This window comes from Micromonospora palomenae (assembly GCF_007829925.1).
GTDB classification, from domain to species: Bacteria; Actinomycetota; Actinomycetes; order Mycobacteriales; family Micromonosporaceae; genus Micromonospora; species Micromonospora purpureochromogenes.
The window spans coordinates 820,898-842,475 of sequence record NZ_VIXA01000002.1 but is presented as its reverse complement, the minus strand read 5'-3'; the positions used below and the strand labels follow the sequence as shown (position 1 = coordinate 842,475).

The 21,578-nt window shown below is 74.4% G+C and carries 18 protein-coding genes and 1 riboswitch; of the genes, 9 read left to right on the top strand and 9 right to left on the bottom strand.

Going from position 1 to position 21,578, the window contains the following annotated elements:
- The first annotated feature begins 10 nt into the window (after positions 1-10).
- Complete coding sequence (cds1, locus tag FHX75_RS14925) at positions 11-1,102, top strand: L-cysteine desulfhydrase Cds1 (protein ID WP_154940426.1); 1,092 nt, start codon at positions 11-13, stop codon at positions 1,100-1,102.
- 10 nt (positions 1,103-1,112) lie between these two features.
- On the opposite strand, the gene FHX75_RS14920 is transcribed toward cds1, so the two are convergent.
- The 4 genes from FHX75_RS14920 to FHX75_RS14905 form a co-directional block, all read right to left on the bottom strand.
- On the bottom strand, positions 1,113-1,733 hold the full coding sequence (locus FHX75_RS14920; RefSeq protein ID WP_154940424.1) for a putative glycolipid-binding domain-containing protein: 621 nt from the start codon (positions 1,731-1,733) through the stop codon (positions 1,113-1,115).
- A gap of 99 nt (positions 1,734-1,832) precedes the next feature.
- Complete coding sequence (locus FHX75_RS14915; protein ID WP_154940422.1) at positions 1,833-3,785, bottom strand: DEAD/DEAH box helicase; 1,953 nt, start codon at positions 3,783-3,785, stop codon at positions 1,833-1,835.
- A 232-nt stretch (positions 3,786-4,017) separates the two neighbouring features.
- Complete coding sequence (locus tag FHX75_RS31640) at positions 4,018-5,574, bottom strand: hypothetical protein (protein ID WP_154940420.1); 1,557 nt, start codon at positions 5,572-5,574, stop codon at positions 4,018-4,020.
- Positions 5,575-5,710: 136 nt separating this feature from the next.
- Entirely contained in the window at positions 5,711-7,273 is a 1,563-nt protein-coding gene (locus FHX75_RS14905; RefSeq protein WP_154940418.1) for a C40 family peptidase, read from the bottom strand.
- A 239-nt stretch (positions 7,274-7,512) separates the two neighbouring features.
- Here FHX75_RS14905 and mqnE point away from each other — a divergent pair, with 239 nt between their 5' ends.
- The 4 genes from mqnE to FHX75_RS14885 are packed head-to-tail and all read left to right on the top strand — an operon-like array spanning position 7,513 to position 9,979.
- A complete protein-coding gene (mqnE, locus tag FHX75_RS14900) occupies positions 7,513-8,682 on the top strand; it encodes an aminofutalosine synthase MqnE (protein ID WP_154940416.1) in 1,170 nt (389 codons plus the stop codon).
- 23 nt (positions 8,683-8,705) lie between these two features.
- A complete protein-coding gene (locus tag FHX75_RS14895; protein ID WP_154940414.1) occupies positions 8,706-9,128 on the top strand; it encodes a hypothetical protein in 423 nt (140 codons plus the stop codon).
- Positions 9,129-9,171: 43 nt separating this feature from the next.
- Positions 9,172-9,450, top strand: coding sequence for a DUF4229 domain-containing protein (locus FHX75_RS14890; RefSeq protein WP_154940412.1), 279 nt, complete (start codon positions 9,172-9,174; stop codon positions 9,448-9,450).
- Positions 9,451-9,499: 49 nt separating this feature from the next.
- Positions 9,500-9,979, top strand: coding sequence for a hypothetical protein (locus FHX75_RS14885; RefSeq protein ID WP_154940410.1), 480 nt, complete (start codon positions 9,500-9,502; stop codon positions 9,977-9,979).
- Positions 9,980-10,093: 114 nt separating this feature from the next.
- On the opposite strand, the gene FHX75_RS14880 is transcribed toward FHX75_RS14885, so the two are convergent.
- Positions 10,094-11,422: a peptidase C39 family protein gene (locus FHX75_RS14880; protein WP_154940408.1), complete on the bottom strand. Its 1,329-nt coding sequence runs from the start codon at positions 11,420-11,422 to the stop codon at positions 10,094-10,096.
- Positions 11,423-11,626: 204 nt separating this feature from the next.
- On the opposite strand from FHX75_RS14880, the gene FHX75_RS14875 reads away from it, so the two are divergent.
- The 4 genes from FHX75_RS14875 to FHX75_RS14860 all read left to right on the top strand — a co-directional run bounded on the left by FHX75_RS14875 (position 11,627) and on the right by FHX75_RS14860 (position 16,710).
- Entirely contained in the window at positions 11,627-13,483 is a 1,857-nt protein-coding gene (locus tag FHX75_RS14875) for a M14 family metallopeptidase (protein WP_154940406.1), read from the top strand.
- 107 nt (positions 13,484-13,590) lie between these two features.
- Positions 13,591-13,654: riboswitch (cobalamin riboswitch) on the top strand.
- Positions 13,655-13,764: 110 nt separating this feature from the next.
- Positions 13,765-14,703, top strand: a complete 939-nt coding sequence (locus FHX75_RS14870) for an ABC transporter substrate-binding protein (RefSeq protein WP_154940404.1) — start codon at positions 13,765-13,767, stop codon at positions 14,701-14,703.
- A gap of 205 nt (positions 14,704-14,908) precedes the next feature.
- A complete protein-coding gene (locus FHX75_RS14865; RefSeq protein WP_211364517.1) occupies positions 14,909-15,937 on the top strand; it encodes a FecCD family ABC transporter permease in 1,029 nt (342 codons plus the stop codon).
- A complete protein-coding gene (locus tag FHX75_RS14860; protein ID WP_154940402.1) occupies positions 15,934-16,710 on the top strand; it encodes an ABC transporter ATP-binding protein in 777 nt (258 codons plus the stop codon). The genes FHX75_RS14865 and FHX75_RS14860 overlap by 4 nt, the downstream gene beginning before the upstream one ends.
- 53 nt (positions 16,711-16,763) lie before the next feature.
- Here the strand turns inward: FHX75_RS14860 and FHX75_RS14855 are convergent, their stop codons facing one another.
- From FHX75_RS14855 to FHX75_RS14840, 4 genes are all read right to left on the bottom strand, one after another.
- A complete protein-coding gene (locus tag FHX75_RS14855; RefSeq protein WP_154940400.1) occupies positions 16,764-17,525 on the bottom strand; it encodes a VOC family protein in 762 nt (253 codons plus the stop codon).
- 96 nt (positions 17,526-17,621) lie between these two features.
- Entirely contained in the window at positions 17,622-18,359 is a 738-nt protein-coding gene (locus tag FHX75_RS14850) for an ABC transporter permease (protein WP_154940398.1), read from the bottom strand.
- An 11-nt stretch (positions 18,360-18,370) separates the two neighbouring features.
- Entirely contained in the window at positions 18,371-19,267 is an 897-nt protein-coding gene (locus FHX75_RS14845) for an ABC transporter ATP-binding protein (protein ID WP_154940397.1), read from the bottom strand.
- Positions 19,268-19,347: 80 nt separating this feature from the next.
- Positions 19,348-21,471, bottom strand: coding sequence for a HelD family protein (locus FHX75_RS14840; RefSeq protein ID WP_246158068.1), 2,124 nt, complete (start codon positions 21,469-21,471; stop codon positions 19,348-19,350).
- Positions 21,472-21,578: the final 107 nt, after the last annotated feature.

Genomic DNA, 21,578 nt, shown 5'->3' with positions numbered 1-21,578 from the left:
CGTTGCCGGCGTGACTCATCTCGACCGGTGCGACGAGGCCAGCCGGATCTGGGTGACCGAGGCGATCGCCACGGTCGAGGCGGACGCCAACCGCTCCGCCGACACCCACCTGCTGCCCTTCCCGCTGCCCCGGGCCTGGGGGATCGACCTCTACCTCAAGGACGAGTCGGTCCACCCCACCGGCTCGCTCAAGCACCGGCTGGCCCGCTCGCTCTTCCTCTACGGGCTCTGCAACGGCTGGATCGGCCCGGAGACCACCATCATCGAGGCGTCCTCCGGCTCCACGGCGGTCTCCGAGGCGTACTTTGCCCGGATGCTGGAGCTGCCGTTCGTGGCGGTGATGCCCGCCTCCACCTCACCCGAGAAGATCGCCCAGATCGAGTTCCACGGCGGGCGCTGCCACCTGGTCGAGGACCCGGCCAAGGTGGTGATCGAGGCGCGCTGGCTGGCCGAGGACAGCGGCGGGCACTTCATGGACCAGTTCACCTACGCCGAGCGGGCCACCGACTGGCGGGGCAACAACAACATCGCCGAGTCGATCTACGCGCAGCTCTCGTTGGAGCGGCACCCGATCCCGGCGTGGGTCGTGGTGGGCGCCGGCACCGGCGGCACCAGTGCCACCATCGGCCGGTACGCCCGCTACCGGCGGCTACCCACCAAGCTCTGCGTGGTCGACCCGGAGAACTCGGCGTTCTACCCGGCCTGGCAGGCCGCCGACTGGTCTGTTCGCACCGGTCGCGGCTCGCGGATCGAGGGGATCGGGCGGCCGACCGTCGAGGCGTCCTTCCTGCCCTCGGTGGTGGACCGGATGACCCAGGTCCCGGACGCCGCCTCGCTGGCCGCCATGCGCGCTGGCTCGGCCGTGCTCGGTCGCAAGGTCGGCGGCTCCACCGGCACCAACCTCTGGGGCGCCTTCGGGCTGATCGCCGAGATGCTCGCCGTCGGGCGGACCGGCTCGGTGGTCACCCTGATCTGCGACGCCGGCGACCGGTACGCCCGCACCTACTACGACGACGCCTGGGTGGCCGCGCAGGGGCTGGACCTGGCCCCGCACCTGGCCACGATCGAACGGTTCCTCGACAGCGGCGCCTGGCCGGCCTGAACCGGCCGGCTCAGCGGGCGTCGACCCGCTCGGCCAGCCCGGGATAGTGCAGCACCAGGCCGTCGGCGTCGAGGGTCAGCTCGGCCCGGAAGCCGTCGCTGGCGAACCGGACCCGCCCCGGCCCGAGCGGGGTGTAGACCTGCTCGGCGGCGACCACCTCCAGGCTCGGCACCAGCACCCACGCCACGGTGACCGTGTGCGGCAGGTCCGGCGTCGCCCCGGTCAGCCCCAGCCGCCGGACCGGCAGGGCGTTGAAGAGCGGCGACCCGCTCAGGTCGACGTCGAGGGCGTCGTACAGCCGGTCCGGGTCGTCGGCGCCCGGCAGCCCGGCCGGTGGCTGCCCGGCGGCCCGCAGCGCCGCGTCGAGGTCGCCCTGCTCGGCGGTGGTCACCCGCCAGCCGTCCGCGCCGCGCTCCAGCTTCACCCGCCGCGACCAGCCCGCCCCCTCGGCCGTCACCTCCAGCGACCTGGTGGCCCCGTCCGCGCCGGCGGTGAGCTGGTAGCGGCACGTCCATCCGATGGGGTCCACGGCGACCTGGGTGCCGTGCGCGACGAACCCGGGGCCGTCGTCCAGGACGGCGTGCTCGGCACCGGCGATGTCCGTCCGGCTCCAGAAGAGTGACCTCGGCATGATTCGGACGTTACGCCAGCCGGCCGACAGCGGCAGCGCATGCGAAAACGCCGCCGCGGAGCGCGAGCTCCGCGACGGCGTTCCGGGTGGTCGGACGGATCAGTGGGTACGCGCCGGCGGCCGGCCGCCGAAGCCACGCCGGTCGTCGCGCGGCCGGTCGTCGCCCCGCACCTCGGGGCGGAACCCGCCCCGGCGCTCGGTGCCGCGCTGCTCGCCGCCGAAGCGCCGATCGCCCTGCGGCCGGTCGCCGAAACGCTCGCCGCGGTCGGCGTAGCGGTGCTCGCCGGCCGGGCGGTCGGTGCGGTCGCCGAAGCCGCGCTGGCCCCGGTCGCCGAACGAGCGGTCGCCGGCCGGCCGGTCACCCCGGCCGTCGAAGCGTCGCTCGCCCCGGTCACCGAAGGAACGCTCGCCCGCCGGGCGGTCGCTCCGACCGTCGAAGCGCCGCTCGCCGAAGCGCTCGCCGCGCCCGTCGCGGTCGCCGTAGCGCCGATCGCCCTGGGGGCGGTCGGCGTAGCTCCGGTCGCCCCGGTCGCCGAAGGAACGCTCGCCCGCCGGCCGGTCGCTGCGGCCGTCGAAGCCGCGCTGGCCCCGGTCGCCGAAGGAACGCTCGCCCGCCGGGCGGTCGAAGCGGCGCTCGCCGAAGCGCTCGCCGCGCCCGTCCCGGTCACCGAACCGGCGCTCGCCGGTCGGCCGGTCGCCGTAACGCCGCTCGCCCCGGTCCGGGCGGTCGCCGTAGCGACGCTCCCCGGTCGGGCGGTCGCCGTAGCGGCGCTGCCCGCCGGCACGGCGCGGCTCCGGCTCCTCGCGGACCGGGACGCCGCTGGGCTCGCGGGCACCGGTCAGCTCGGCCAGGGTCGGGTCGCCGACGCGGACCCGGGTCTCGGCCGGCGCGACGCCGGCCTTCTCCATCATGGCCAGCGTGGTGCGGCGCTGCTTGGGCAGCACCAGGGTCGCCACCGCGCCGGACTCGCCGGCCCGGGCGGTACGGCCCGCGCGGTGCAGGTAGTCCTTCGGGTCCTTCGGCGGGTCGATGTGCAGCACCAGGGAGACCCCGTCGACGTGGATGCCCCGGGCGGCCACGTCCGTGGCGACCAGGACGTTCATCCGGCCCTCACGGAACTCGGCCAGCGTCTTGGTACGCATCCGCTGGGTCTTGCCGCCGTGCAGGCCACCGGCCCGTACGCCCACCGCGGCGAGCTGCTCGACCAGCCGGTCCACCCCGAGCTGGGTACGCGCGAAGAGCATGGTCCGGCCGTCGCGGGCCGCGATGGACGCCGCCACCGCGAACTTGTCGTGCGGCGGGATCAGCAGCATGTGGTGGTCCATGGTGGACACCGACGCGGTCGACGGGGCGGTCGAGTGGGTCACCGGGTCGGTCATGAACCGCTTGACCAGCGAGTCCACGTCACCGTCCAGAGTGGCCGAGAAGAGCAGCCGCTGGCCGCCCGCCGGCGTCTTCGCCAGCAGTTCGGTCACCTCGGGCAGGAAGCCCATGTCGGCCATCTGGTCGGCCTCGTCGAGGACGGTCACCTCGACGTCGTCGAGGTGGCACACGCCCCGGTTGATCAGGTCGCCGAGCCGGCCCGGGGTGGCCACGACGATCTCCACGCCACGGCGCAGCGCGTCGATCTGCCGGTCGTACGGCACCCCGCCGACGGCGGTCTTGAGGAAGATGCCGACGGCCTTGCCGAGCGGCATCAGGGCGTCGTTGACCTGCATGGCGAGTTCCCGGGTGGGGACCAGCACCAGGGCCCGGGGGTGCAGCGGACGGGCCCGGTTGCGGTCGGCGAGCCGGGCGATCAGCGGCAGCCCGAAGGCGAGGGTCTTGCCGGAGCCGGTCTGGCCCCGGCCGAGCACGTCCCGGCCGGCGAGCGCGTCGGGCATGGTGGCCCGCTGGATCTCGAACGGGGTGGTGATGCCCTGTCGGGCGAGCGCCTCGACCAGCGGCCGGGGCAGGCCGAGGTCGGCGAAGTCGACGTCGGCGGCGGGGGTGTCCCCGACGGTCGGGTCGAGGACGGACGGAGTGGTGCCGGGGTCAGCGAAGGTGGTCAAGAAATGCCTTTCGAGCGGGGCGCATCTTCGCGATGGCCCGCTGCGGCTGCACGCCGCCGAATCGCCCGCAAGATCGCCCATGGGCGCGCACCACGCGCGCCGGGTCAGTGATCTCCACAAGTGTACGGCGGCCCGGCGACGCCGCCAGTCGATCGCGAGGGGGTAGTGGGCGGGCTCACCCTCGCCCCGCGTACGCCCACGGACCGGACGGCGTGGCCCGAACCGCACGCGTTCACTTGTTCAGGATGTTGCCCACCAGCCCGTCCATGGCGTCGTTGGCGAGCAGGACGACCAGCACGCTGATCGCCACCAGCAGGCCCAGCGAGGCCGCCAGGACGACCACCACCCGGGTCGTGCGGGACCGTTCGGCGGGCGTGTCGGCCCAACCCTGGGCCAGGATGTGCCCGGTCAGCGAGCCGGAGTTCTCCAGCGGGTTGCCGGCCGGGAAGGAGACCGTGGCGAAGCCCGGCCCCTCGGTGCCGCCGTAGACGGTGCTGGCCAGGTCCGGGCCGCCCCGGTAGGGCGTACCGGGACGGCCGAGGCCGCCGGCGGCCGGCGTACCCCAGGCGGGGCGCTCGACGGGGGCCGACGCCGGCCGGACCGGCGCAGCCGGCGCAGCCGGTGGGGCCGGCGGGGCCGGCGGGGCCGGCGGGGCCGAGACGGGCGCGGCGGCCCGGGCGGGTGGCGCGGAGACCTGCGCGGCGGCCCGGAACGGCGGCGCGGCGGGCGGGGCGGAGACCGGCGTGCCCGCGCCCGGCATGGCCGGCGGCGGCGGGAACGGCGGGGCCGGCATCGGGCCCGGCGGGGGCGGCGGCGGGGGCACCGCCGGCCCGGGCGGGGGTACCGGCGGGCCGGGCACGGGCGGAACCGGTCCGGGCGGGGTCGGGCGCGGGCCGGGGGGCGGGGTCGGGCGCGGCAGCGGGGGCACCGGCGGGGGGAACGGCCCGGGCACCGGCGGTTCCGGGGTCGGCGCCGGTGCGGGCGGGGCGGGCGTGGGCGCGGGCGCCGGCCTGGGCGGCTCCGGGGCCGGTGCGGGCTCCGGCTCGGGCGTCGGCGGGGTGGGCGGCTGGGCCGGCTCCGGGGGCTGGGCGGGCTCGGGCGGTTCCGGGTTGACCGGCGTCGACCGGTAGACCGTGGCGGCTCCGCCACCGGCCCGGGCGACCGCGCCGGCCGCGCCGGCGGCGGCCTCCTCGGCCGAGATCCGGCTCAGCCCCGGCACGGAGGCGCTGGCCCGGGTGCCCGGCGTCGAGCCAACGCCGCGCTGCCCGGGTACCGACGCGGCGCCCACCACGGGCGCGGAGCCGGTCGGGACGCGTGCCCAGCCGGAACCCTCGGCCCGGTCGGCGGCGCTCTCCCCGCCGGCCCGGGCGCTCTCCGACGCGGCAGCCCGGGCGCTCTCCGACGCGCCGGCCCGGTAGGTGGTGCCGGCGGCGGGCGGCCCCGGCAGGCCTCCGTCCTGCGGTGGCGCGGTCACGGTGGCGACGCTGGCCCGGGCGCGGGCGGGCGCGGCGGACGGCGACGGCTGGGACACGGCCGGCGGGGCGTCCGCGTGCGCGCTTCCTTCCGAGCGGTCCGCTGCCGGCCCGGCGTCGGACGCGGCCGGCGAGGCGTCCGGGGCGGCCGGCGCGGCATCGGGTGCGGCCGGAGCGGCGTCGGGCGCGCTCGACGCGACGTCCGCCCGCGGTCCGTCGACCTCGGAGCGTCCGGTCGGGGCGGCACCGGTCGTGGCGGCCGGTTCGGGCACGGATCCGCGGTCGACGGTCTCCGCCGGATTCTGTCGCTCGCCCATGCTCGCCCTCCGCGCCGCGCTCGCACCCGCACCCGTGACACCGGGACGGATGTGCCTGGATGTCACGGTGCCACATTCCTCCCCGCCGGCACAGCCGGAGCGCGTACCGGGCGGGTGTCGGCCGGAGCGTGCCGGGTCAGGCGCCGGTGCTCGCCGAGGCGGAGGCCGAGGTCGACGCCGGGGCGCTGCTTTCCGGGGCCAGGCTGCTCGGCGCGGTGCTCGGCTGTGCGCTGCTGGTCGTCGGGCTCGGCGCGCCCGAGTCCGACGGGCTCGGCGACGGCGACGGGCTCTGCGACGGCGACGGCGACGCCGGCGGCGTGGTGGGCGTGGTCGGCGGCCGGCTGGGCGCCTTCGTGGAGGTGGGCGAAGGCTTCGGCGCCGGAGTGGTCGGCTTCGGCGACGTCGACCCCGTCGGCCTGGGGGCCGGCGTGGTGGGCGTGACGGGCGGCGGCGGGGTGGCCGGCGCGGGTACCGCCCCGACGACCCGGGTGGCGGCGTACAGGCCGGACCACCGGACCGTGGAGATCTTCACGACGTCGCCGGTGGACGGTGCCTGCACCATCTTGCCGCCGCCGATGTACATGCCGACGTGGTGGATGGTCGTCCAGCTGCTGCCCGAGGCGAAGAAGAGCAGGTCGCCGGGGAGCAGGGCGCTGCGGTCCACCGAGCGGGCCCGGGTGGCGTAGTACTGGTCCCGGGAGACGCGGGGCAGGTCGTAGTAGCCGGCCGAGCGGTACGCCGCCCACATCAGACCGGAGCAGTCGAACCGGTCCGGCCCCTCGGCCGACCAGAGGTACGGGTCGCCGAGCTGCGCCAGCGCGTACCGGACGGCGGCGAGGGCCTGCGGGCTGGCGATCAGGCCGGTGGCGCTCTGCCCCTCGACGTACGCGGCACCGAGCTTCTGCTCGGCGGCCTCCTGCTGCCGTTCCAGCTCGATCAGCTGGGCCTGGTTGTCCGCGCGGAGCTTGACCAGCTTCCGCTCGTTCTCCCGCAGCGCCTTCTCCACCGCGGTGAACTGCTCCTCCGCCCGGCGGACCCGGTCCTGCGCGGAGGCGACCGCCTGGGTGGCGACCTGCTCGGCGGTGCGGGTGCGGGACAGCTCGCCGGCGGCGGCGGTGGTGGTGCCCTCGGACTGCTCGCCGCGGGAGATCCGCGACAGGCGGCTCAGCCCCTCGAGGTCCTCGGCGATCCCGCCGGGCGGCAGGGCGGCGGCGGCCTTGAAGGCGTCGGCGGCCACGGAGTCGGCGCGCTGCTGGGCGGCGGCCAGGGCGTCGCGGGCCCGGGCCAGCTCACTCTCGGCGGCGGTGAGCTGCGTGCGGGCGTCGTCGCGCTGCTGGCGGAGCCCGAGCAGCTGGTCGCCGAGCTGGCCGTTCTGCGTCTCGAGGGCGGTGATCTGGGCCAGCAGCGGGCTGGCGACGAGCCCGCCGACCGGCAGGGTCGGCCCGCCGGTGGGCAGGCCGGTCACGCCGCCGGGCAGGCCCGGGGCGGCACCGGGCAGGCGCAGGCCGCCGGTGGCCACCGGGCGGGAACCGGTGTCGGGAACGGCGTTGGGCAGCGCCGGCTCGGCGTACGCGGGGGTGGCCAGGGCCATCGCGGCGACGGCGCCGAGCAGGGCCGACCAGAGCGCGGGACGCAGCACCGGCGAGATCACCGGGCTCCTGCGTCGTCGCTGCCGTCGCCCGTGCCCGCTGTCGACCATTCCGCTCCCCGTCCGGCGCGCTCGTGCCGCGCACGGTGGGCGCGGCGACCGGGACGCTACCAGTGTGTGTCGCGCCCCACCCTGTCTTACCGCACCGAGGCAGGTATGTCGATGCGTCGCCCGGTCACGGGTACCTGAGAGTCCGGTGAAGTACGTCGCTGGCGGTGCCCGTGCTGCCGGCTCGTCGGGGGCCCGACGTAGGCTCGACCGGGACACAGGTGGAAGGGACGTGGCTTTCGATGGACGCCGGACTCAAGCGCGAGCTCGAAGCGAAGGTGTACGCCGGTGAGCGGCTGACCCGGGAGGACGGGATCGCGCTCTACGACAGCGACGACCTGGCCTGGCTGGGGCGGCTGGCCCACCACCGCCGTACCGAGCTCAACGGCGACCGGGTGATGTTCAACGTCAACCGGCACCTCAACCTGACCAACGTCTGCTCCGCCTCCTGCGCGTACTGCTCGTTCCAGCGCAAGCCGGGCGAGAAGGACGCGTACACGATGCGCATCGACGAGGCCGTACGCAAGGCCAAGGAGATGGAGGACGAGCAGCTCACCGAGCTGCACATCGTCAACGGCCTGCACCCGACCCTGCCGTGGCGCTACTACCCGAAGGTGCTGCGCGAGCTGAAGGCGGCGCTGCCGAACGTCAAGCTCAAGTGCTTCACCGCCACCGAGGTGCAGTGGTTCGAGAAGATCAGCGGGCTGAGCGCCGACGAGATCCTCGACGAGCTGATGGACGCCGGCCTGGAGTCGCTGACCGGCGGTGGCGCGGAGATCTTCGACTGGGAGGTCCGGCAGCACATCGTCGACCACGAGTGCCACTGGGAGGACTGGTCGCGGATCCACCGACTGGCCCACTCGAAGGGCATGAAGACGCCGTCGACGATGCTCTACGGCCACATCGAGGAGCCCCGGCACCGGGTCGACCACGTGCTGCGGCTGCGCGAGCTGCAGGACGAGACCGGCGGCTTCGCGGTCTTCATCCCGCTGCGCTACCAGCACGACTTCGTCGACTCGGCGGACGGCAAGATCCGTAACCGGATCCAGGCGCAGACCACGATGGCGTCGCCGGCCGAGTCGCTGAAGACCTTCGCGGTCTCCCGGCTGCTCTTCGACAACGTGCCGCACGTGAAGTGCTTCTGGGTGATGCACGGCCTCTCGGTCGCTCAGCTGTCGCTCAACTTCGGCGTGGACGACCTGGACGGCTCGGTCGTGGAATACAAGATCACCCACGACGCCGACTCGTACGGCACCCCGAACACCATGCACCGGGACGACCTGCTGCACCTGATCTGGGATGCCGGCTTCCAGCCCGTCGAGCGGGACACCCGCTACAACGTGGTCCGGGAGTACGACAAGGCCCCGTCGCTGGCCGAGCGGCGTTCCGAGCCCCAGCAGGTCTGGGCCTGATCCGGCCGTATCCTCAGAGCACCATGACCGAGCAGCGGAGCGGATTCCCCCGGCGGGACGCCGAGGGGCGGGTCCTCACCCTGGGCGACCTGCTCGGGGTCAGCCTCGCCGGGTGGGTCATCGGGATGCTGGCGCTGGTGCTGTTCGACTGGGCCTTCGCGTCGATCGGCGCGGGGGAGTTCGGGCGCACCAACGGCTGGCTGGCGGTGATCCTGCCGGCGTGGCTGTACTGGGACGACTTCCGGGCCTGGGAGTTCGGCGCGGCCCGGGTGGTGGCGGCGCTGGTCGCCGCCGTGGTTGCGGTGGTCGGCGGGCTGCTGGTCGCCGGGGTGGCGGCCGGTCTGGCGCCGCTGCTCACCGGCGGCCTGGCCGCCCTCGCGTTCACCCTGGTGTACGCGGTGCTCTGGTTCCAAGGCGTGCACTGGCTGGCCCGACGCACGGGCTGAACCCGACCCGGGTCACCCCGGCGGCGGAGAACGGAGTGGAAACGTGAGCGCGGCGGTCAAGTACACGCTGGGCCGGATCGGGCTGTTCGTGGTGGTCGTGCTGGCCCTCTGGCCGGTCGACATGAACGTCTTCCTCAAGCTGATGCTGGCGCTGGCGTTCTCCGCCGCCGCCTCGTTCTTCCTGCTGCGCGGCTGGCGGGACGAGATGGCCGAGGAGATGGCCCTCGCGGCCGAGCGGCGGCGCGCCGAGAAGGAGCGGCTCCGGTCGGCGCTGGCCGGCGACGACCAGCCCGACCAGGCGGACCCGCACCGCGAGGGATAGCCGGCGACGGGGCAGCGAAATCGGGGCGGCCCCGCTAGGGTCTGCCGCCATGGACAAGATCAACGGGTGGCGGACGAAGGTTTTCGTCTGGATCGGGCTGCCGGTCATCGCCGGCATCGGGCTGATGATGGGCGCCACCGACCTCGTGCCGGCCTGGCAGGCCAAGGGCGGCAGCGGTACGGCGGGAACCTTCACCGCCGTCAACGAAGAATGCGGACGGCGTAACTGCGAGTGGCACGGGGACTTCGTGGCCACGGACGGCGGTGCCGGGCGCACCGACGTCATCCTCTACGACGCGCCGGACGGCCTGGCCAAGGGCGGCACGGCCGAGGCGCGCGACACGGGTGCCCGCAAGGGCGTCTTCTCCACCACGGGCGGATCCACGTACCTGCTGGCCACGGGGCTGACCCTGGCCGGTGTGGTCGCCGCGGTGGCCTGGGTGGTCATCATCGTCCGCACGGTCCGTCGGCGGCGGACCGCCGCCGATGAGACGTCCGCTCCGCCCACCACGTTCGCCTCGTCGCGCTGAGCCACGGCCAGGAATCCTGACGGCCCGCCCTGACCGGCGAGCCCCTACCGAACAAGCCCCACGGACGAGCCCGGCACGGAACTCGTGCCGGGCTCGTCGCGTCGGTGCCGGCTTTCACCAGTTGGTGGACCCCGCGACAACGGGCCACGGCACGTCGGTCGGCTTGATCAGGTAGGCGATGCCGCCGGAGCCACTGCCGGTGCCGCCGCTGGCGGTGGTCCGCTTCGTCCGCAGCCAGATCTGCTCGAACTGCTCCCGCTGGTAGACGTTCCGGACCGCCTCGTTGCTGGACGAGGCGGGGTCGTTGGCGATGACGTCACCGTCAGCGGTGAAGCCGACCACCACCATCAGGTGCCCGGAGGTGCCGTAGCCCGCCCCGTCCAGCTCGCTGGCGAGGAAGGACTGGCTGGTCACGACGGGGATGCCGGCGGCGATGAAGCGCTCCAGCTCGTCCAGCGAGTGCAGCCGGGTCACCCGCCCCTCCAGGCCCGGGAAGCTGGCCGCGTACGCGGTGTTGAACGGCCAGTTGCCGGCGCCGTCGTACTGGTAGTCGTAGGTCATCCGGGCGGCGTGGTTGACCGTCGGGTCCGGGTAGGCGGGGTCCACCCAGGACGTGTCGGCCGCCGAGGGCCTGCGGCCCCAGTACTCGATGACCATCTCGGTCGAGGTGGGCGAGCACCAGGCCTCGCCGCCCCCGTCGTACTCCGGGTAGTGGCCGGAGTGGATGTTCTGCGAGTAGCGCGGCACGGCCAGCTCGGTGCCCCAGGCGATGCCGCCGGCGCTCGGCGTGACGGTGAACCGGTCGGGCACGTGCGAGCCCATCGCGCCGACCATGCGGACCACCGGCGACGCGGTGCCCGCCGGGTCCCGGTAGAGGGTCAGTCGCAGCTGGTACGCCCGGAGCAGCACCCCGGCGGCGGCGTCGTCGATGGCGAAGGTGTCGGTCCAGATGCTCGAGGTCTTGTCGCCCTGCTTGTCGACGGTGGTCCGCTTGATGTCGGCGTCGCCGGAGGCCCAGCGCCCCATCACGTACCAGGGGGTGTGGGTGCCGGTGGTGTAGGTGCCCTGGAGCTCGACCTGGATCCAGGTGCCGGCCGGGGTGTCCGCGTTCCAGGAGGCGACCAGCTCGGTGGCGTCGAAGCCGACGTCGGTCACCGGTGACGTCCAGGTGCCGTACGCCCAGCTCCGCTTGCTTCTGCTGTGCGGATCTTTGTAGACGGCGGTGCCGACCGGGGTGCCGAGGCTGAGCCCGGCGGCGGTGACCACCGTGCCGGCGGCGTCGCCGGTCGCCCAGTCGGTGTCGCTGGTCCAGTCCTGCCAGGTGATCTGCTCGTCGTGGACGAGGGCGGTGACCGGATCGGCCTGGGTCGGGACGGCGGTGCCGAGGAGGGTGAGCGCGGCGACGCCGGCGAGGGCGAGGGCGCGCAGGGATGTGCTGGCCATGGCAACTCCGCGAGGTGGGGAATCGTTCCCGTTCACTGTCCCGCTCGGAGGGAAGTTCCGCCAGATGTCCAGACATGGAAAATTATTGCCGGCGAGAGGATCTGGCTGAGATGGACCATGGAAGTGATGGATGTTGATATGACCATGTGACTCCTGGTGAAGTGTGCGGACAACGGGATCTCCCGTACCCCGAGGAGGTTGTCCATGGCCCTCCGCACGTTCCCACTCCGCCGCCGGCTGGCGCTGGCCGTCGCCGTCGGGCTCGGCCTCGTCACCGTCGCCACCGGGCCGGTCTCCGCCCGCCCCGCCCCGGACCCGGAACCGGCCGCCGCCGGCTACCGGGTGCTCGGCCCGCGCACCGTGGCCGATCGGAACGCCGTCGCCCGCACCGGCGCGGCGATCGACTACTCCGAGCACGGCGTGCTGCACGTCTCCGCCACCCGGGCCGAGGCGGCGGCGATCACCCGGCTGGGCTTCCGGCTGGAGTCCGACCCCGCCCCGACTCCCCACGACCATGCCGGCACCCTCGCCTTCCCGCCGGCCGACTCCAACTACCACGACTACGCGGAGCTGACCGCCGTCGTGAACCAGGCGGTCGCGGACCACGCGGCCATCGCCCGCAAGATCAGCATCGGTACGTCGTACGAGGGCCGCGACCTGATGGCGGTGAAGATCTCCGACAACGTCGGCACCGACGAGAACGAACCGGAGATCCTCTTCAACGCCCAGCAGCACGCCCGGGAGCACCTGACCGTCGAGATGGCGATCTACCTGCTCAACCTCTTCACCGACAGCTACGGCAGCGACTCCCGGATCACCAACGTCGTCAACTCTCGGGAGATCTGGATCGTCCCGACGGTCAACCCCGACGGCAGCGAGTACGACATCGCCACCGGCTCGTACCGCTCCTGGCGGAAGAACCGGCAGCCCAACAGCGGCTCCACCGCCGTCGGCACCGACCTGAACCGGAACTGGTCGTACCAGTGGGGCTGCTGCGGCGGCTCGTCCGGCACCACCTCGTCGGACACCTACCGCGGCCCGTCCGCCTTCTCCGCCCCGGAGACCAGCGCGCTGCGCAACTTCGTCAACAGCCGGGTGGTCGGCGGGACGCAGCAGATCAAGGCGAACATCGACTTCCACACGTACTCGCAGCTGGTGCTCTGGCCGTTCGGCTACACCACCGCGAACACCCCCACCGGGATGAGCGCCGACCAGTACAGCACCTTCGCCACCATCGGCCAGCAGATGGCGAACACCAACGGCTACACCCCGGAGCAGTCCAGCGACCTCTACATCGCCGACGGCACCAGCATCGACTGGATGTGGGCCGCCCACGGCATCTGGGCGTACACCTTCGAGATGTACCCGGGCTCGGCCACCGGCGGCGGCTTCTACCCGCCGGACGAGGTGATCCCCGCGCAGACCTCCCGCAACCGCGAGGCGGTGCTGCTGCTCTCGGAGTACGCCGACTGCCCGTACCGGGCGATCGGCAAGCAGGCCCAGTACTGCGGCGGCGGTGGCGGCACCACGATCTGGTCGGACACCTTCGAGGCGGCCACCGGCTGGACCACCAACCCGGCCGGCACGGACACCGCCACCACCGGGGTCTGGGAGCGGGGCGCCGCCCAGGCGACCAACTCCTCCGGGGCCAAGCAGCTCGTCCCGTACGCCGGCGCCAACGACCTGGTCACCGGCCGGCTCGCCGGCACCGCGGCGGGTGACCACGACGTCGACGGCGGGGTGACCAGCGCCCGTTCCCCGGCGGTGACCCTGCCGGCCACCGGCACGCTGACCCTCTCGCTGGCCTGGTACCTGGCGCACGGGTCGAACGCCTCGTCGGCGGACTACCTGCGGGTCAGCGTGATCCACAACGGCGGCACCGCCACCCTGCTCAACCAGGCGGGTGCGGCCACCGACCGGGACGCCGCCTGGGCGGTGGCGAACCTCAACCTGACGCCGTACGCCGGGCAGTCGGTGCGGATCGTGGTGGAGGCGGCGGACGCCTCCGGCGCGAGCCTGGTCGAGGCGGCTGTGGACAACGTCACCATCACCAGCTCCTGATAGCCGGGTGGGGTCCCGTTCCGCCCCCGGCGGGGCCCCACCCACCCTCCCGTCCGGACGATCTCCGCTGGTCGTGCGCTACCGTGGCTCCGACCAACCGCAGCGAAGCCGGTGCGAAACCGGCGCTGTCCCGCAACTGTGATGCCCCGCCCCGCGCGGGGACGAGCCAGGTCGCCTGCGTCGGTGGTCGCGACACGCGCTCTCGAGGAAGGGCGCCTCGCGGACGGGTGCGCAGGTTCCTGTCGGCGAAGCACCACGCTCCTCGACCGACAGGAGGACAGATGTCCGGACGTACCCCCCGGCTGCTCGCCGCGACCCTCGCGGTGGCCGCACTGACCCTCGGCGCCTGCGCCGAGAAGACCTCGAACGACACCCCCGCCGCCGGCAGCAGCAGCGCGGCGGCCACCTTTCCCGTCACGGTCGGCAAGCTGACGCTGGAGAAGCGCCCCGAGAAGATCGTCTCGCTGTCGCCGAGCGTGACCGAGATGCTCTTCGCCATCGGTGCCGGCAAGCAGGTCACCGCCGTCGACGACAACTCGAACCACCCGCCGGAGGCGCCGAAGAGCGACCTGTCCGGCTTCCAGCCCAACGCCGAGGCGATCGCGGCCAAGACGCCCGACCTGGTGGTGCTCTCCAACGACACCAACAAGATCGTCGACCAGCTCACCACGCTGAAGATCCCGGTGCTGCTCACCCCGGCGGCGGCCACCCTGGACGACTCCTACCGGCAGATCACCGACCTGGGCGCGCTGACCGGTCACCCGGCCGAGGCCGCCGACGTCACCAAGCGGATGAAGGACGACATCGCCAAGCTGGTCAAGGACCTGCCGCAGCGGTCGGAGAAGCTGACCTACTACCACGAGCTGGGCCCGGAGCTCTACACCGCGACCAGCAAGACCTTCATCGGCTCGATCTACGCCCTCGCCGGCCTGGAGAACATCGCCGACGCCTCGGACGCCGACGGGAAGAACGGCGGCTACCCGCAGCTCTCCCAGGAAGTGATCGTCAAGGCCGACCCGGACTTCGTCTTCCTGGCCGACACCAAGTGCTGCCAGCAGACCCCGGAGACGGTCAAGGCCCGCAGCGGCTGGGCCGGCATCACCGCCGTCAAGAACAACCAGGTGGTCGTCCTCGACGACGACATCGCCTCGCGCTGGGGTCCGCGCGTGGTCGACCAGCTCCGCACGGTCGTCGACGCGGTCGCCAAGGTGCCGGCGTGACCGTTCGCCGCCGGTGACCGTGCGACCCACGCGACCCCGATCGGCCGGGACGCCCGACGCGTCCCGGCCGACCGGCGTGCCCGCCTCCCGCCACCCCGCCGGCCCCGCGCCGGACCGCCCGGCCTCGGCGTCGCATCCCGGCCGTCCGCCGGTCGCGCCGCCGGTCGCCGAGCCGGCGACCGCCGGTACGGCCAGGCCGGCCGGGCTGCGCCGGCGCTGGCTGGCCGCCGGGCTGGTCGCGGTGCTGGTCGCGGTCGTCGCCGGGGTGTCGCTCGGCCCGGTCAGCCTGCCGCCCGGCAGCGTCGCCGCCGAACTGCTCAACCTGCTGCCCGGGGTGCACCTGGACAGCGGCCTGACCGCCGGTGAGATCGCCATCGTCACCGAGCTGCGGCTGCCCCGGGTGGTGCTCGGCCTGCTGGTCGGCGCGCTGCTCGCGCTGGCCGGCGGCGCGTACCAGGGGGTGTTCCGCAACCCGCTGGCCGATCCGTACCTGCTCGGCGTGGCGGCCGGCGCCGGGCTGGCGGTCACCGCAGTGATCTCCCTCGGCGCGGCCGGTGCGGCGCTGACCGGGCTGTCGCTGACCGTGCCGCTGGCCGCGTTCGTCGGCTCGCTCGGCGCGGTGGCGATGACGTACGTGCTCGGGGTGGCCGGCGCGCGCGGCCGGTCCCCGGCGACGCTGATCCTGGCCGGGGTGGCGGTCTCGGCGTTCCTCTCGGCCGGGCAGACGTACCTGCTGCAACGGCATTCGGACAGCATCCAGCTGGTCTACTCCTGGCTGCTCGGCCGGCTCGCCACCGCCGGCTGGCACGACGTGCTGCTGGTCCTGCCGTACTTCGCGCTCACCGCGGTCGTGGTGCTGCTGCACCGCCGCGAGCTGGACGTGCTGTCGCTCGGCGACGACGAGGCGGCCAGCCTCGGGCTGCACCCGCAGCGCTCCCGCTACCTGCTGATCGCCGCCGCCTCGCTCGGCACCGCGGCGGCGGTCTCCGCCTCCGGGCTGATCGGCTTCGTCGGGATCATCGTCCCGCACACCGTGCGGCTGCTCGCCGGGTCCAGCTACCGGGTCATCCTGCCGCTGTCGATGCTCTTCGGCGGCGCGTTCCTGGCGCTGACCGACGTGGTGGCCCGCACCGTCGCCGCCCCGGCCGAGATCCCGATCGGCGTGGTCACCGCGCTGCTCGGCGGCCCGTTCTTCGTCCTGGTGCTGCGCACCTCCCGGCGGGTGCTGTCGTGACGCCCGCCGTCGAGGTCCGCGACCTGCACGTCCGACTGGGCGGCGCGCCCATCCTCGCCGGGGTCGACCTGACCGTCGCGGCCGGCGAGTGGGTCACCGTGATCGGCCCGAACGGCGCCGGCAAGTCGACCCTGCTGCGCGCCGTCGGCGGCCTGCTGCCCGCGCCGCACGCCGTCTCCCTCTTCGGTACGCCGCTGCGCGCGCTGCGCCCCCGGGAGCGGGCCCGGGTGGTGGCCACCGTCGCCCAGTCCCCGGTGGTGCCGGCCGGGATGTCGGTGCTCGACTACGTCCTGCTCGGCCGCACCCCGTACATTCCGCCGCTGGGGCGGGAGTCCGCCGCCGACCTGGCCGCCGTGCGGGAGGTGCTGGACCGGCTGGACCTGGCCGCGTTCCACGGCCGGGAGCTGGCCACCCTCTCCGGCGGCGAGCGGCAGCGGGTCTTCCTGGCCCGGGCGCTCGCCCAGGGCGCCACCCTGCTGCTGCTGGACGAGCCGACCAGCGCACTCGACATCGGCCACCAGCAGGAGGTGCTGGAGCTGGTCGACCAGTTGCGGCGGGCGCACGGGCTGACCGTGTTCGCCACCATGCACGACCTCTCCGTCGCCGGCGAGTACGCCGACCGGCTGGTGCTGCTCGCCGACGGCCGGGTGGTCGCCGCCGGCCCACCCCGCGAGGTGCTCACCCAGGAACTTCTCGCCACGTACTACCGCGCCCACGTGCGCGTCATCGACGGCGACCACGGCCCGCTGGTGGTGCCGATCCGCCCCCACTGACCCCCGACCGGTCCTGCGACCGGCTCGACCGGCGACTCGGCGCCGACAGCGGGTCAGGGGAGGGTGATGACGGAGAAGAGGGCGCCCTGCGGGTCGCGGAGGGCAGCCAGGCGGCCCTGGGGGATGTCCCGGGGCGGGACGAGGATGGTGCCGCCGATCGCGGCGGCCCGGGCGGCGGTCGCGTCGGTGTCCGCCACCGCGAAGTAGACCGACCAGTAGGCCGGCATGTCGGAGGGGAATTCGTCGCCGAGCGGCGGCATCATGCCGGCCACGATCCGCGCCCCGCACCGCCAGCCGGTGTAGGGGACCGGATCCATCGGCTCGTCCTCCGGGTGCCAGCCGAAGACCAGCTCGTAGAAGGCCTTCGCACCCTCCGGGTCCGGGGTGACCAGCTCGTTCCAGCACATCGCGCCGGGGACGTTGAACAACTCCGCGCCGGCCATCGCCATCGGCTGCCAGACGCTGAACACCGCGCCGGCCGGGTCCGCGAAGACTCCCATCCGACCCTGGCCGAAGACGTCGAACGGGGCGACCAGCACCTGCCCGCCCGCCGCCTCGACGCGGGTGGCGGCCAGGTCGGCGTCGTCGGTGGCCACGTACGTGGACCAGATCGGCACCTGGTCCGGGGTGGCCGGCGGTCCCGCGCCCGCCACCGCCTGGCCGTCCTTGAGGAAAATCGTGTAGCCGCCCGCCTCCGGCTCCGGTGAGACCCGGCCGGTCCAGCCGAACAGCTCGGGGTAGAAGCGTTTCGCGTCCTCCAGGTCGGGGGTGGCCAGGTCGGCCCAGCAGGGCGTGCCGGGCTCGACGCCGCTCACGATGGCCCCTCTCCGCCGGTGGCGGCCGTCGACGGCACGCCCTGCCGGCATCCTGGCACCGTCCCGCCGTCGGGTGCGGGGGAAACGGACGAAAGGTCAGCCGTACCGGCGACCCTCGTCCCGCCGGTACGCCCAGCCGGCGAGCGCCGCCAGCGCCACCACCCAGACGCCCAGCGAGACCAGCGCCCGTTGGTCCGGCGACCAGTCGGTGACCGCCGCCCACATCAGCTCCACCGCACCCCGGGTGGGCAGGTACGGGGCGATCGCCCGGATGAAACCGGGCGCGGTGTCGGGGCCGGAGAGCAGCCCGCCGCCGAAGGCCAGCGGGAAGAAGACCACCTGCGCGACCACGATCGCCGCCTTGCTCGGCAGCGCGTACCCGATGGCCAGGCCCATCAGCGTGAACGGCACCGAGATCACGGCCACCGTGGCGGCGCCGAGCAGGAACTGCACCGCACCGACCCGGGCCGAGGTGGCCACCGCCGCGATCACCACCACCGGCAGCATGGACAGGTACGTCAGCACCAGGCCGGCCAGCACCCGCCCGGCGAAGCGTGCCGCCGGACCGGTCGGCAGCGTCCGGGTGTACGGGTTCCACGGCAGCGCGCGGTCCTCGGAGACCCCGACGCCGTACTGGAAGATGTTGGCGGTGAGCACCGAGAAGGTGACCATCGCGGCGGTGGCGTAGGTGGCGGCGGTCGGGTCGTCCCCGGTGAACGGCACCACGAAGAAGAGCATCGAGGCGGCGGGGAAGAACGCGCTGCCCACCACCGCGACCGGGATCCGCATGATCTCCAGCAGCTGGTAGCGGGCGTGGACCAGGGCGAGCTGCACGGGTGCCCCTCTCAGACCGTGGTGGGTTCGGCGGGGGTCGACCCGTCGTCGGCGGTGATGGCCAGGAACGCCTCCTCCAGCGAGGTGGGGCGCACCTCCAGGTCGCGGAAGGCCACCCCGGCGGTGACCAGGTCGCGCACCAGCTGGTCGGCGTCCGTGGTGAGCAGGTGGGTACGCCCGTCGGTGTGGGTGGTGCCGACCACGCCGGGCAGCGCGGGCAACGCGTCGGCGACCAGGCTGACCCGTCGTACGCCGACGATGCCGCGGATCGCCGCCACCGTGTCGTCGGCGAGCACCCGACCCCGGCCCATCACCACCACCCGGTGTGCCAGCGCCTCCACCTCCTCCAGGTAGTGGCTGCTCAGCAGCACCGTCCCGCCGTCGGCGTGGAAGGCCCGGATCGCCTCCCAGAGGGTGTGCCGCGCCTCGACGTCCAGCCCGGTGGTCGGCTCGTCGAGCACCACCAGCCGGGGCCGGCCGAGGAAGGCCAGCGCGACGGCGAGCCGCCGGCGCTGGCCGCCGGAGAGGCCGCCGGTCTGCCGTCTCACCTGCGCGGTGAGGCCGAAGCGGTCGAGCAGTTCGGCCTTGGGCACCGGGTCGGGGAAGTGCGCGGCGACGAAGTCGACCACCTCGCCGACGCGCAGCGTGCCGGGCAGGCCGGTCTCCTGCGGGGTGACGCCGAGGTGCCGGCGGGACGCCGGGTCGCGCGGGTCGCCGCCGAAGAGTTCCACCCGGCCGGCGGTGGGGCGGCGCAGCCCGACCAGCAGGTTGATCAGGGTGCTCTTGCCGGCGCCGTTCGGCCCGAGCAGGCCGACCAGCTCGCCGGCGCGTACCTCCAGGTCGAGCCGGTCGAGGGCGAGCACGTCGCCGTACCGGCGGGTGGCCTGTTCGGCGCGGGCCAGGATCATCGGGGCTCCTCGAGGTTGCGGACCCGGACGGACGTACCGACTCCGGTTGTACCCCTCGGGTGCCAGCCGCGCCGGCCCGCTCAGCCGGCCGGGGCGGTCAGCGGGGCGGGCAGCGGCGCGGTGTGCAGCACGGCCAGCCGGGACACCGCCCGGGTCAGCACCACGTAGAGGCGGTGCAGGCCACGCGGTTCGGCGGCGACGATCGCGGCCGGCTCGACGACCACGACGTGGTCGTACTCCAGGCCCTTGACCAGCGTCGCGGGGACGACGGTGACCCGCGCCGCGGTCTCGACGTCGTCGGCGGTGGCGGTCGGGACACCGGCGGCGGCCAGCGCCGCGCGGAGCCGGTCCACCGCGTCGTCGGCGGCGATCACGCCGACCGAACCGTCGTGCGCGAGCGCCGCCCGCACCTCGGCCACGGTCGCCGCGTCCAGGTCGGTCACGGTACGCACGTCCAGCCCGCCGTCGCGGCGCAGCGACCGCGCCGGGGGTACGTCGACGGCGAGCGCGGGCAGCAGCCGGTTGGCGAACGCGACCACCGCCGCCGGCACCCGGAAGCCGACGCTCAGCGGCACCACCGCCGCGTCCGGCTTGCCCAGGTGGGTCAGGGACTCCCGCCAGTCGGTGGCCGCCCACGGGGCGGTGCCCTGGGCCAGGTCGCCGAGGAGGGTGATCGAGCCGTGCTCGCTGCGCCGGGCGATGGCCCGGCACTGCATGGGGGAGAGGTCCTGCGCCTCGTCGACCACCACGTGCCCGAAGCCGGCGGGCCGTTCGATCAGCCCGGCGGCCTCGTCGATCAGCACCGCGTCGGCGGCGGTCCACTTCGTCGTCCGCGGGGTGCGCCCGAGCTTCGTCCCGGCCCGCGCGGTGGTGTCGGTGCCGCCCAGCAGCGCCTGTTCCTCCGCCGTGAGCAGCCCGTCGGCGGCGGCGGCGGCGAGCGCCTGCGGGTCGCCGAGCAGCGTGTGCACCAGCCCCTCCGGGGTGAGCGCCGGCCAGACGGCGTCCAGGAAGGCGGTGACCGGCCGGGTCTTGGCCATCCGGCGCAGCCAGGCGTCGCTGGGTGACTCGGCCCGGCGCGCCTCGGCCTGGCGCTGCAGCAGCCCCACCACCCGGGCCCGGACGCGGTCGCGGCCGGTGGCGTACGGCAGGCCCTCCCGGCGGGTCTCGTCCACCACCCGGTGCAGCGGGTCGAGGCCGATCCGCCAGCGGAACGAGCCGTCGGACACCATGATCGGCTCGGTCGGCGCGCCGATGTGGGCGTCGACGGCCCGGCGCAGCACCTCGGCCATCCGGACGTCGTGTTTCAGCGTGGCCACGGCGGGGTGGTCGACCGCGCCCACCGGCACCCGGGTGACCAGGTCCTCGACCGTGGCCTGCTCGACCTCGACCTCGCCGAGCGCCGGCAGCACCGCCGCGATGTACGACAGGAACGCCCGGTTCGGCCCGACGATCAGCACTCCCGAGCGGCGCAGCCGCTCCCGGTGCAGGTAGAGCAGGTACGCGGCCCGGTGCAGCCCGACGGCCGTCTTGCCGGTGCCCGGCGCGCCCTGCACGCAGATCGAGTCGGCCAGGTCGGCCCGGACCAGTTCGTCCTGCTCGGGCTGGATGGTGGCGACGATGTCGCGCATCGGGCCGACGCGCGGGCGCTCGATCTCGGCGGTGAGGATCCGACTGGCCGTGCCCAGCTCCTCGCCCCGGTCGAGGCGTTCGTCCTCGAAGCTGGTCAGTGCGCCGCCGCTGAACCCGAACCGCCGCCGGACGGCGACGCCCTGCGGGTCCCGGGCGCTGGCCCGGTAGAACGACCGGGAGACCGGGGCCCGCCAGTCCAGCACCAGCGGCTCGCCCCGCTCGTCGGTGACGTGCCGCCGGCCGACGTGGTACTCGCGTCCGGCATGGTCAGGGTCGGTGTGGCCGAAGTCGAGCCGGCCGAAGAAGAGCGGGGTGGTCGGGTCGTCGGCCAGCTCCTTGACCCGCCGGGCCATGTGCCGGCCGAGCTGCTCGGCGGTGTAGGCGTCCCCGGCGACCTTGTCGCCGGTGGCGAAGAGGGCTTCGGCGCGTTCCCGCATCCGGCGCAGCGCGGCGCGCGAGGTGTCCAGGTGGGCCCGCTCGGCGGCGAGTTGCGCGTCCAGGGAGTCGACCGGGTCGGTGCCGGCGGCGGTCGAGGGTCGGACGGGGTCGGTGGTGGGCGTGGCGGCACGGGTCATCCGAGGCGACCTTCCGGTGGCGTTCGTGGGATCGGTTGACCTGGGCCGCCCGGCGCTCCGTCAGACGCGGTACCGGCTGTGCCCGGTGAGGAAGAGGCGCGCGGTCC